This is a genomic window from Streptomyces sirii (genome assembly GCF_045690365.1).
GTDB classification, from domain to species: domain Bacteria; phylum Actinomycetota; class Actinomycetes; order Streptomycetales; family Streptomycetaceae; genus Streptomyces; species Streptomyces sirii.
The window spans coordinates 1,477,712-1,489,789 of sequence record NZ_CP147982.1; the positions used below are offsets into that span (position 1 = coordinate 1,477,712).

The 12,078-nt window shown below is 72.4% G+C and carries 9 protein-coding genes; 2 read left to right on the forward strand and 7 right to left on the reverse strand.

Translation table 11 applies throughout. The features are described from left to right. Positions 1-23 precede the first annotated feature (23 nt). Positions 24-824, reverse strand: coding sequence for a crotonase/enoyl-CoA hydratase family protein (locus tag WAB15_RS06865; RefSeq protein ID WP_399149028.1), 801 nt, complete (start codon positions 822-824; stop codon positions 24-26). A gap of 186 nt (positions 825-1,010) precedes the next feature. On the opposite strand from WAB15_RS06865, the gene WAB15_RS06870 reads away from it, so the two are divergent. Further along, positions 1,011-2,648 carry an acyl-CoA synthetase gene (locus WAB15_RS06870; protein WP_399149029.1) on the forward strand — a complete coding sequence of 546 codons (1,638 nt, stop codon included), beginning with the start codon at positions 1,011-1,013 and terminating at the stop codon, positions 2,646-2,648. An 80-nt stretch (positions 2,649-2,728) separates the two neighbouring features. On the opposite strand, the gene WAB15_RS06875 is transcribed toward WAB15_RS06870, so the two are convergent. Beyond that, positions 2,729-3,388, reverse strand: coding sequence for a chorismate mutase (locus tag WAB15_RS06875; RefSeq protein WP_407285667.1), 660 nt, complete (start codon positions 3,386-3,388; stop codon positions 2,729-2,731). A 300-nt stretch (positions 3,389-3,688) separates the two neighbouring features. Between WAB15_RS06875 and paaK the strand changes: the two genes are divergently transcribed. After that, positions 3,689-5,020, forward strand: coding sequence for a phenylacetate--CoA ligase PaaK (gene paaK, locus WAB15_RS06880; RefSeq protein WP_407285668.1), 1,332 nt, complete (start codon positions 3,689-3,691; stop codon positions 5,018-5,020). A gap of 65 nt (positions 5,021-5,085) precedes the next feature. On the opposite strand, the gene WAB15_RS06885 is transcribed toward paaK, so the two are convergent. The 5 genes from WAB15_RS06885 to WAB15_RS06905 all read right to left on the reverse strand — a co-directional run bounded on the left by WAB15_RS06885 (position 5,086) and on the right by WAB15_RS06905 (position 11,919). Then, positions 5,086-5,886 (reverse strand): VOC family protein, encoded by an 801-nt coding sequence (locus WAB15_RS06885; protein ID WP_407285669.1) that lies wholly within the window; start codon positions 5,884-5,886, stop codon positions 5,086-5,088. A 98-nt stretch (positions 5,887-5,984) separates the two neighbouring features. Beyond that, positions 5,985-7,517, reverse strand: coding sequence for an acyl-CoA synthetase (locus WAB15_RS06890; protein ID WP_407285670.1), 1,533 nt, complete (start codon positions 7,515-7,517; stop codon positions 5,985-5,987). Between the two features lie 57 nt (positions 7,518-7,574). After that, complete coding sequence (locus tag WAB15_RS06895; RefSeq protein WP_407285671.1) at positions 7,575-9,134, reverse strand: acyl-CoA synthetase; 1,560 nt, start codon at positions 9,132-9,134, stop codon at positions 7,575-7,577. Between the two features lie 19 nt (positions 9,135-9,153). Continuing rightward, positions 9,154-10,257 carry an NAD(P)H-dependent flavin oxidoreductase gene (locus tag WAB15_RS06900; protein WP_407285672.1) on the reverse strand — a complete coding sequence of 368 codons (1,104 nt, stop codon included), beginning with the start codon at positions 10,255-10,257 and terminating at the stop codon, positions 9,154-9,156. A gap of 87 nt (positions 10,258-10,344) precedes the next feature. Next, positions 10,345-11,919, reverse strand: coding sequence for a phytoene desaturase family protein (locus tag WAB15_RS06905; protein WP_407285673.1), 1,575 nt, complete (start codon positions 11,917-11,919; stop codon positions 10,345-10,347). Positions 11,920-12,078: the final 159 nt, after the last annotated feature.

The following is a 12,078-nucleotide window of genomic DNA, read 5'->3' on the forward strand; positions in this document are numbered from 1 at the left end:
TTGGGCTGCTCGGGCTCGTTGGCTCAGGCGCGCCGGTAGACGGGGGGACGCTTCTCCGCGAAGGCACGGGAGCCCTCCTTGGCGTCGGCGGTGTCGAAGACGGGCCAGCCCCGGGTGAGTTCGGCCCGGAGCCCCTCGGCCTCGGTCAGCTCGGCGGTCTCGTAGACGGACGCCTTGACGGCCTCGACGGCGAGGGGGCCGCAGGCGTTGATCCGCTCGGCGATCTCCAGGGCCGCCTCCCGTGCACCGCCGTCGGGCACGACATGGCCGATCAGACCGATGCGGGCCGCCTCGGGCGCCGGATAGGGCCGGCCGGTGAGCAGCATCTCCAGGGCGTGGGTGCGGGGGATCTGGCGGGGGAGGCGGACGGTGGAGCCGCCGATGGGGAACAGTCCGCGGGCGACCTCGAAGAGGCCGAAGGTGGCGCTCTCGCCGGCGACGCGGATGTCGGTGCCCTGGAGGATCTCCGTACCGCCGGCGACGCAATGGCCCTCGACGGCGGCGATCACCGGTTTGCGGGGGCGGTGGTGGCGCAGCATCGCCTTCCAGTGCAGGTCGGGGTCGGCGCGCAGCCGGTCGCGGTACTGCTCACCGGCCATCCCGCCGCCGGCGAGCGCCTTGAGGTCCATTCCGGCGCAGAAGGTGCCGCCGGCGCCGGTGAGGACGATGGAGCGGATCTCGTCGTCCTCGTCGGCGGCGACCCAGCCGTCGTACAGGCCCACCAGCATCGGCAGCGAGAGCGCGTTCTTCGCCTCCGGCCGGTTGAGGGTGAGCACCAGTGTCGCGCCGACGCGCTCCACGGTCAGATGTTCCGTACCACCCATGCCGTCCTCCCGTCTCAAGACGTAGAACAGGTTGCAGTAGCCGCACGGCGAGTTCAAGAGTTTTCTGACAGGTAGTCAGATTTGTTGGTCGCGGCCCTTCCCTGCTCCCTCCGGCGGCGCTCTAATGACCGACTGGGTCCGGTCGGCAGACCGGGCCGGCCGACGCCCGCCCGGTCTGGAGGAGACATGGAGTACAACCTTGCCGACCTCTTCGAATCGATCGTCGACACGGTCCCCGACCGCGAGGCGCTGGTGTACGTCGACCACCCGGGGACCGGCGCCGAACGCCGACTGACGTACGCGGAGCTGGACCGCGCCGCCAACCGGCTGGCCCACCACCTCGCCGACCACGGCATCGGCCCCGGCCACCACGTGGGGCTCCACCTCTACAACGGCATCGAGTACCTCCAGGCCGCCTACGCCTGCCTGAAGATCCGCGCCGTCCCGGTGAACGTCAACTACCGCTACGTGGAAGAGGAGTTGGCCTATCTCTACCGGGACGCGGACCTGGTGGCGCTGATCTTCGAAGCGGAGTTCACCGGCCGGGTCGCCGCCGCCCTCCCGCACGCCCCGGCGCTGCGGCATCTCGTACGGGTCGGCAGCCCGCCCCCCGGCGCGCCCGAGCCCCCGATCGCGCCGGTCGCACTCGCGGACGCCGAGGCCGCCGGTTCACCCGCCCGCGGCTTCGGACCGCGCTCCGCCGACGACCAGATCGTCATCTACACCGGGGGCACCACCGGACTGCCCAAGGGCGTGATGTGGCGCCACGAGGACATCTTCTTCTCCGGAATGGGCGGCGGGGCGCCGACCGGTGAGCCGGTGAAGCGGCCGCAGGAGCTGGCCGAGCGGGTCGCGGCCGGCGGCGACGGAGGAGCCGGTCTCGTGTTCTTCCCCACGCCCCCGCTGATGCACGGCACCTCCACCCTCACCGCGTTCATCGCCTTCCACTTCGGCCAGAAGGTCGTCATCCACCGCAAGTACGTGCCCGAAGAGGTGCTGCGGACCATCGAGCGGGAGCGGGTCACCAGTGTCTCGCTGGTCGGCGATGCGATGCTGCGCCCGCTCGTCGACGCACTCGGCGGCCCGCTGAAGGGCGTGGACTGCTCCTCGCTCTTCAGCGTCAGCAGCTCCGGCGCGATCCTCTCCGAGACCGTGCGCGCCCAGTTCGGCGCACTGGTGCCCAACGCCCTGCTGCTGAACAACTTCGGCTCCTCGGAATCCGGGTTCAACGGTACGGCCACCGACGACGCGGGCGCCGAGCGCGGCTTCCGGCTGCGCGTCAACTCCCGTACGGCGGTGGTGGATCCGGAGACCCGCGCGCCGGTGTCGGCGGGCGGGACGGGCCGGCTCGCGCTGCGCGGACACGTACCGCTGGGCTACTACAACGACCCGGCGAAGACCGCCGAGACCTTCTTCGAGGCGCACGGCGACCGGTGGGTGCTGCTGGGCGACATGGCCACCGTGGACGAGCAGGGCATCGTCACGGTCCTCGGTCGGGGGTCGCAGTGCATCAACTCCGGTGGCGAGAAGGTCTATCCGGAGGAGGTCGAGCAGGCGCTCAAGGCGCATCCTCAGGTGTACGACGCGCTGGTGGCGGGCGTACCGGACGAGCGGTGGGGCAACCGCGTGGCGGCCGTGGTCCAACTGCGCGAAGGAGCCGGCACGCTGGACCTGGAGGGCATCCAGGCGCACTGCCGGAGCCGGCTGGCCGGCTACAAGATTCCGCGCGCCGTGGTCTTCACCGACCGGATCCAGCGGTCGCCCAGCGGCAAGGCGGACTACCGCTGGGCCAAGGCGGTGGCGGCGGGAGAACGGGAGGCGTGAGGCGGGTCGGCCTCGACGTCCCGGGACGCCGTGGGTCCGTGCCGGCGTTCGCCTGACGAGGGTTGCTCAGGTGGCAGCACTCAGCCGGCCGGCGCCGCGTACGCGGTGCAGACCGACCGGAGGGCGCGGGCCAGCGCCACCGTGTGCAGCGCGTCCAGCCGCCGCTCATGGCGTACATGCGCGGCGTTCACGGCCAGCAGCGGGCGGCAGGACGGCGCGGAGCGGGCGTCCGGGGAGGCGGCGACGGCCCGCACCAGCTCGCCGTTGACGCGGTTGATCTCCTTGCGGATCTCGCCCAGGTCGGGGCGCTCGTCCGGCGCCTGGGACGGGTCGGCGTCCCACAGCCGGTGCAGTCCGCGCTGTACGACCTTGCTGGCCTCGATCTGGTCGCGGAAGATCCGCATCGTCGCCGCGGGGTCGGCGCCCAGCTGCCGGGCCTGCGCCGCCACCGCGTCCAGCACCTGCCGCTCACGGACCGGGTCGTCGATCGGCGCGCCGGTGCCCCACTTCGCCGCGGCCACCAGGTCACCGCTGGCCAACCGCTCCGCGGACAGCGCGGCGAGCGGCCGGAGCCGTCCGTACGGGGAGTGCGCGGCAACCGAAGGGGCGACGGACGGGGCGGCCGGGGCGGTGACCGGCGGGGCGGCCGGGGCCGCGAAGGCCCCGCCGGCTCCGGTGAGCAGGGCGGTCGCGGCGGCGCCGGCGACCAGCGCACGGCGCATCGAGGTGGTCAGCTGCACGGTCGGCCTCTCTCGAACTTCGGGCCTCCCGAGGGTCGTTCATGGGAGGTCGTACGGCGCGAGCCTACGGCCTGCCGGCACCCTCCCGCCGCTCCACCCGCGTCCCGTCCATCCCGCCCCCGGGCACACCGGCCGGACCTCGCCCACCTGCGCGCCTGGCGGACGTCGCTCCTCTGCGGGACACCCGTGAACCGCCTGCGCCAGGACCCTTGACGTGCTCGCCGCGCGCTGATTACTTGGACCGCATTCAGCTACCGAATGATCGGTAGGGAGACGAGGCGGTGACACTCCATGCCGGACATGCCGGAAGCAGCCACGGGCGGCGGGGCGACGGGCGGTGAGACGTTCGACGATGCGGAGCGGCTCTCCCCGGAGGCCTTGCGGGAACTCCAGCTGACCCGGCTGCGCGCCTCGTTGCAGCACGCCTACGACCATGTCCCCTTCTATCGCGAGTCCTTCGACCGGGTCGGGGTGCACCCCAAGGACTGCCGCTCGCTCGGCGATCTCGTCCGCTTCCCGTTCACCGTCAAGGACGATCTGCGCTCCCAGTACCCCTTCGGAATGTTCGCCGTCCCCAAGGAGCGGGTGCGCCGCATCCACGCCTCCAGCGGCACCACCGGCCGTCCGACGGTCGTCGGCTACACCGAGCGCGATCTGTCGCACTGGGCGGACGTCGTCGCCCGCTCGCTGTACGCGGCCGGCGGCCGACCCGGTCACACCGTCCATATCGCCTACGGATACGGCCTGTTCACCGGCGGTCTGGGCGCCCACTACGGCGCGGAGCGGCTCGGCTGCACGGTCGTCCCGGCGTCCGGCGGGATGACCAGCCGGCAGGTGCAGATCATCCAGGACTTCCGCCCCGAGATCATCATGGTGACGCCGTCGTACATGCTCACCCTGCTCGACGAGTTCGAGCGGCAGGGCGTCGATCCCCGGGCGACCTCCCTCAAGGTGGGCGTCTTCGGTGCCGAGCCCTGGACGCAGGAGATGCGGCGCGAGATCGAGGAGCGGTTCGCCATCGACGCCGTGGACATCTACGGCCTGTCGGAGGTCATGGGCCCCGGTGTCGCCCAGGAGTGCGTGGAGACCAAGGACGGGCTGCACATCTGGGAGGACCACTTCTACCCGGAGGTGGTCGACCCGATCACCGGCGAGGTGCTGCCGGACGGTGAGCACGGAGAGCTGGTCTTCACCTCCCTCACCAAGGAGGCCATGCCGGTCGTCCGCTATCGCACCCGTGATCTGACGCGCCTGCTGCCGGGCACCGCTCGGGCGGCCTTCCGCCGGATGGAGAAGGTCACCGGGCGCAGCGACGACATGATCATTCTGCGGGGGGTCAATCTCTTCCCCGCACAGGTCGAGGAGATCGTGCTGCGCACGCCCGGCGTCGCCCCGCACTTCCAGCTGAAGCTGACGCGGGAGGGCCGGCTGGACCAGCTGACCGTACGCGCCGAGGCCCGCCCCGATGCCACCTCCGAGGAGCGCACGGCGGCCGTGGGGATGATCGCGCGGGGCGTCAAGGACGGCATCGGGGTCTCGGTCGCCGTCGAGATCGTCGATCCGGAGACGCTGGAGCGCTCGGTGGGCAAGATCAAGCGCATCGTGGACGCCCGCCCGCGGGACACGCACTGAGCGGTGTCGGCCCGGTCGCCGACCCGCCCGGACAACACACCCGGGCCGCCGTCTCCCGATGCGGCTCAGGTCATGTTCGGATCCCCCTTGATCAGGGCGAACGGGGCCCCGGCCGGGTCCTTCACCATGGCCAGTCGACCGACACCGGGGGCGTCGGCGGGCGGGATCAGGACCGTGGCGCCCTGGCCGACGGCGGCGGCGTAGGTCGCGTCGCAGTCGGTCACGCCGAAGTACGGGTGCCACTCCGATGTCGAACCGGCCGCCAGATTCTCCTTCGGCAGCTGCATGAGCCCGCCCTGCCCCGGGTCGTCGGCCTTGCCGCCGCCCGGCGAGGAGATGACCGAGTAGACCATGTCGCCGCCCATCGGCATGTCCTGATAGTTCCAGGAGAAGACCGAGCGGTAGAAGTCCTTCGCCGCGGCCGCGTCGGTGGTGTACAGCTCGGTCCAGCAGAGCGTGTTGGGCTCCATGACCCTCTCCAGGCCCCCGGTCTCGCGCGGCTGCCACACGGCGAAGTCGGCGCCCGTCGGGTCGGTGAAGGCCGCGAGCCGGCCCGCCGTGAAGACGTCCCCCGGCTCGACCCGCACCGAGCCGCCGGCCTGCTCCACGGCCTTGGCCGTGGCGTCCGCGTCGCGCGTGTGGAAGTACGCCGTCCAGGCGGATCCGGCGCCCTCCTCCGTCAGCGGGCCGGCGGCGGCGACCGTCTTGCCGTCGATCTGGAAGAAGCCGTACCCGCCCGCCTCCGGCCCGGCCGACGTGAAGCTCCAGCCGAAGACGGCGGAGTAGAAGGCGACGGCGGCATCGACGTCGGGGGCGCCGAGGTCGAGCCAGTTCGGTGTGCCCGGGACGTAGTTGGTGGTCAGCATGGGTGCTCCTCCGTCGTACGGATCGAGGCCGGCGGGGCCGTTCTCCCGCCGCTTCTCAGCATGGCAGGGGCCACTGACAGTCGCCCTCCGCGCGCGGCTCAGGGCGTGCCGAACCGCTCGCGCAGCTCACGCTTGAGGACCTTCCCGCTGGCGTTGCGCGGCAGCGCCTCCACGAACACCACCCGTTTGGGCGCCTTGAACGGCGCGAGGCGGGCCCGCGCCGCCGCGATCAGCTCCCCCTCCCCCACCAGGGCCCCACCGTCCGCGGCGTCCGTACGCCGCACCACCACCGCCGTCACCGCCTCGATCCAGCGCTCGTCCGGCAGTCCGACGACCGCGACCTCGGCCACCTGCGGATGCTCGTAGAGCACGTCCTCCACCTGGCGTGAGGCGACCAGGACGCCGCCGGAGTTGATGACGTCCTTGACCCGGTCGACGACCGTGAAGTAGCCCTCCGCGTCCCGGACGGCGAGGTCCCCGGAGTGGAACCAGCCGTCCCGGAACGCCTCGGCGGTCTCCTCGGGCTTGTCCCAGTAGCCGGTGCACAGCTGCGGGGACCGGTAGACGACCTCGCCCCGGGTGCCGTCCGGCACCTCCCGGCCCGCCTCGTCCACCACCCGCGCCTCGACGAACAGCACCGGGCGCCCGCAGGAGTCCATCCGGCCGTCGTGTTCCTCCGGGCCGAGGACGGTGGCCAGCGGCCCGATCTCGCTCTGCCCGAAGCAGTTGTAGAAGGCCAGCCGGGGCAGACGGGCGCGCAACCGCTCCAGGACCGGCACCGGCATGATCGAGGCGCCGTAGTAGGCCTTGCGCAGCCCGCCCAGCTCCCGGGTGGTGAAGCCGGGGTGCTGCGACAGCGCGATCCACACCGTCGGCGGCGCGAAGAGGCTGTCGGCCCGGCCCGCCTCCACAAGGTCGAAGATCCGGTCCGGGTCGGGGCCGTCCAGGATGGTGTTCTCGGCGCCCACCGCCAGATAGGGCAGCAGGAACACATGCATCTGCGCGGAGTGGTAGAGCGGCAGCGAGTGCAGCGGCCGGTCGGTCTCCTTGAGGTCGAGGGCGACGACGGCGCTGGTGTACTCGTGCACCAGCGCGCGGTGCGTCATCATCGCCCCCTTGGGCAGGGCGGTCGTCCCCGAGGTGTAGAGCAGCTGCACCAGTTCGTCGTCGGCGGTCTCCGGCAGCTCTCCGGCGGCGCCGGGCACCGCGTCGGCCGCGAGGAGCTCCAGCAGCCCGTCGGGCGTGCCGTACAGCGGCAGGGCGCGGACGGAGTCCGGCAGCCGGTGCGCGAGGGCGGCGTCCGTGAGCACCAGCGCGCTGCCCGACTGCTCCAGGATGTAGCGCAGGTCCTCGCCGGTGAGGCCGTGGTTGACCGGTACGTGCACCAGTCCGGCGCGGGCGCAGGCCAGGAAGCCGATCAGATACGCGTCGGAGTTGTGCCCGTAGGACGCGACCCGGTCGCCGGGCCCGAGGCCGTCCGCCAGCAGCAACCGGGCCGCGGCGGTCACCGCGTCGTCCAGCTCGCGATAGGTCCAGGCCCGCTCCCCGTAGCGCACCGCGGTCCGCTCGGGCACGCGGCGGGCGCTGCGCCGCAGGACTCCGTCGACGGTGTTGCTCCGTGCTCGCATCATGGCGTGATCCTGGGCCGCGCCCCACCCCCGGTCAAGGCGCCCGACCGCGCGTCAGCCCTACACGGCGCGTTCGCGTCCCTCCCAGTACGGTTCGCGCAGCCGGCGTTTGTAGAGCTTGCCGTTGGGGTCGCGGGGCATGGCGGTGATGAAGTCGACGGACTTGGGACGCTTGTAGCCGGCGAGCCGCCGTTCGCAGTGCGCCAGGATGTCGGCGGCCAGCTCGGGGCCCGCCCGGTGGCCCTCGGCGGGCTCCACGACGGCCTTGACCTCCTCGCCCCAGTCGTCGTGCGGAATGCCGAAGGCGGCCGCGTCGGCGACCGCGGGGTGGCCGAGCAGGGCGGATTCGATCTCGGCGGGGTAGATGTTCACCCCGCCCGAGATGATCATGTCGATCTTGCGGTCGCGGAGGAAGAGATAGCCGTCCTCGTCGAGACAGCCGAGGTCCCCGACGGTGAAGAAGTCCCCGATCCGGTTCTTCCGCGTCTTGCCCTCGTCCTTGTGGTAGCTGAAGCCGCCGGTCGTCATCTTCATGTAGACGGTGCCGAGTTCACCGGCCGGCAACCGGTTGCCGTCGTCGTCGAAGACGGCCAGTTCGCTGATCGGCCATGCCCTGCCGACCGTCCCCGGCTTCTTGAGCCAGTCCTCGGCGGTCGCGAACGCGCCGCCGCCCTCGCTAGCGGCGTAGTACTCCTCCACACAGCCGCCCCACCAGTCGATCATCGCGCGTTTGACGTGGTCGGGGCAGGGCGCGGCGCCGTGGATGGCGTGCCGCATCGCGCTCACGTCGTAGGCCGCCCGGGTCTCCTCCGGCAGTGCGAGCAGCCGGTGGAACTGGGTCGGCACCATATGGGTGTGGGTGCAGCGGTGCTCGTCCATCAGGGCCAGCATGCCCTGCGGCGTCCACTTGTCCATGAGGACGATCCGGTGGCCGATGTGCAGTGAGGCGCCGGCGAATTGCAGTACGGCGGTGTGGTAGAGCGGCGAGCAGACCAGGTGGACGTTGCCGTCGAACGGTTTGATGCCGAAGATGCCGAGGAAGCCGCCCAGATAGGCGTCCTCGGGCGGGGTGCCGGGCAGCGGGCGGCGGATGCCGCGCGGGCGTCCGGTGGTGCCCGAGGTGTAGTTCATCACCCAGCCCAGGGTGCGGTCGTCGGGCGCGGAGTCCGGTTGTCCGTCGAGGAGCCGGTCGTACGGCCGGAATCCGTCGACCGGCCCGACGGCATAGCGCCGCGCCGCCGGCAGCCCCGCCTCGTCGGCGGCCTGCCGCGCCGCCGCCGCGAACCGCTCGTGGGCGATGAGCACCTTGGCACCGGAGTCCGCGACGATCCAGGCGATCTCCGGGCCCACCAGATGGTGGTTGACGGGGACGAGGTAGAAACCGGCCTGGGTGGCGGCGAGGTAGGCGGTGAGGAACTCGACGCCGTTGGGGAGCACGACGGCGAAGGCGTCGCCGCGCCGCAGGCCCGCGGCGCGCAGTCCGTGGACGAGTCGGTTGCCGGCGGCGTGCAGCCGGGCCGCGGTCCACTCCTCGCCGTCCGGGGCGATCAGGACCGTACGGTCCGGGTCGGCGGCGGCCTGCGCCCAGAAGCCGTTGGCCGGCGGGGCGTCCTTGGTCATGGGGCTGTCCTCCTCGGGTTCACGCACGTCCGGCGATGCGGTTGATGCGGTCGACGGCCCGCTCGAAGCCGCGGGTGAGGTCGTCGAAGACGGCCCGCACGCTGCGTTCGCTGTTCATCCGGCCGACGATCTGGCCGACCGGGGTGCCCAGCAGCGGCTCGATCTCGTGCCGCTGGATACGGGAGTTGGCCTCGGCGACCAACAGGCCCTGCAGCGGCATCGGAAGGGCGCCGGGGCCATGGGGGTCGTCCCAGGCGTCGGTCCATTCCGTACGCAGCTGGCGGGCGGGCTTGCCGGTCAGGGCGCGGGAGCGGACGGTGTCGCCCGGACCGGCGGCGAGCAGTTTCGCGGTCAGCCTCCGGGAGTGCAGCTCGGCCTCCTCGGTGGTCAGCCAGATCGAGCCGAGCCAGACGCCCTGCGCCCCGAGGGCCAGCCCGGCGGCGATCTGCTCACCGGTGCCGATGCCGCCCGCGGCGAGCACCGGGAGCGGGTCGACGGCGGCCACGATCTCCGGGGTGAGGACCATGGTGGCGATCTCGCCGGTGTGCCCGCCCGCCTCGTAGCCCTGGGCGACGACGATGTCGATACCGGCCGCCTTGTGGTGGCGGGCGTGCCGGGGGCTGCCGGCCAGTGCGGCGACGAGGACGCCGTGGTCGTGGGCGCGCTGGACGACGTCGGGCGGCGGCGAGCCGAGCGCGTTGGCGAGCAGCTTGATCGGGTAGTCGAAGGCCACGTCGAGCTGGGTGCGGGCGACCTGCTCCATCCATCCGGTGATCCGCCAGCCGGGCACCTCCCCCTGGGCGAGCCTCGGCACCTGATGCTTCTCCAGGAGCTCGGTGACGAACCTGCGGTGCCCCTGGGGGATCATCGCCTCGACGTCGGCCTCGCTGACGCCCTCCACCTTCTTGGCGGGCATCACCACATCGAGCCCGTAGGGCAGTCCGTCGGTGTGCTCCTGCATCCAGTCGAGGTCGCGCGCCAGTTCGTCCGGCGCGGTGTAGCGGACCGCGCCGAGCACCCCGAACCCGCCGGCCCGGGTGATCGCCGCGGCGACCGCGGGGAAGGGTGTGAACCCGAAGACGGCGTGCTCGGCTCCCAGCGTGTTGCTCAGCTCCGTCTGCATGCGCGAAGGATGCCGCAGCGGGCCGTACGAGGGAAGAGATTTTCTGATGCTGCGTCAGAAACCTGCGGGGGGGCGGGCAGGGTCCCCTCACCCCTCCTCCAACACCGCCATCGCCGCGTTGTGGCCGGGGATTCCGCTCACTCCTCCGCCGCGGATCGCGCCCGCGCCGCACAGCAGGACGTTGGGGTGGGTGGTGGCCACGCCCCACCGGGCCGGGGCGGTGCCGCCGGCCGCCCCCGCGCTCTCGTCGTGTTCGTCCGCGTACGGGAACGCCAGCTCGCGGTGGAAGATGTTGCCGCCCGGCAGGCCCAGTTCCCGGTCCAGGTCCAGGGGGGACCGGGCCTCGATGCAGGGGCGGCCCTCGGCGTCGTGGGCCAGGCAGTCGGCGAGCGGTTCGGCGAGGTGGGTGTCGAGCTCGGCGAGGGTGGCGGCGAGCAGGCGGTCGCGGGTGGTGTCGTTGTCCGCGGCGAACAGCCGGGCCGGGGTGTGCAGGCCGAAGAGGGTGAGCGTCTGGTAGCCCTGGCGGACCAGGTCGGCGCCGAGGATGGAGGGGTCGGTCAGGGAGTGGCAGTAGATCTCGGACGGCGGGCTCGCGGGCAGCTCGCCGGAAGCGGCCTGTTGGTAGGAGCGCTCCAGCTGGCCGTAACCCTCGGCGATGTGGAAGGTGCCGGAGAAGGCCTCCCGGGGGTCCACCCGGGTGTCGCGCAGCCGCGGGAGCCGGGTGAGCAGCATGTTCACCTTGAGCTGGGCGCCCTCGGCGGGTGCCGGCGGGTGCTCGCCCAGGAGGCGGGCGAGTTCGCGCGGGGCGGCGTTGACCAGGACCCGGCGGGCGCCGATCACGCCCCGGTCGCAGCTGACCTCCGCCGTCCGGCCGTCCGTGGCGATCGCGGTCACCGGGCAGTCGGTGACGATCTCGGCCCCGGCGCGGCGGGCGGCGTCGGCCAGTGCGTCGGTGAGGGCGCCCATACCGCCGATGGGGACGTCCCAGTCGCCGGTGCCGCCGCCGATGACGTGATAGAGGAAGCAGCGGTTCTGGCGCAGGGAGGGGTCGTGGGCGGTGGCGAAGGTGCCGATCAGCGCGTCGGTGAGGACGACGCCGCGGACCAGGTCGTCGGTGAAGGTCTCCTCGACCACCTCGCCCAGGGGGCGTTCGAAGAGGGCGTGCCAGGTGGCGTCGTCGTCGACGGCGGCGCGCAGTGCGACGCGGGTGGGGAGCGGCTCGGTGAGGGTGGGGAAGACCCGTTCGGCGAGCCGCTGGGTGGTGCCGTAGAAGCGCTGCCAGGCGTCGAACTCCCGGTCGGAGCCGGTGAGTTCGGCGAACGCCTTACGCGTGCGCTGTTCGCCGCCGCCGACGAGGAGGCCGGTGGGGCGGCCGTCACGTACGACGGGGGTGTAGGAGGAGACGGTCCGTTTGCGGACCGCGAAGCGCAGCCCGAGGTCCCGCACGATCTTCGGCGGCAGCAGGCTGACGAGGTAGGAGTAGCGGGACAGCCGGGCGTCGACCCCGGCGAACGCCCGGGTCGACACGGCGGCCCCACCCGTGTGGTCCAGCCGCTCCAGCACCAGCACGCTGCGCCCGGCGCGTGCGAGATAGGCGGCGGCGACCAGCCCGTTGTGCCCGCCGCCGACGATGACCGCGTCATACGAAGTCCGTTCCGGCATGCCCCTTCGTAGCACGCGGTGATCTCGCTAGCTAGGTGCACGCGGCTGAAACCTCCGGCGCGGCCGGTGCGGCTTCTTGATCGGCCGCGGGGCTGCTCCTAGCGTCCGGCCGTGCTCGCCTCCGGGACCGCCCCGGCTGTCCCGCACGCAGGCCGTCCC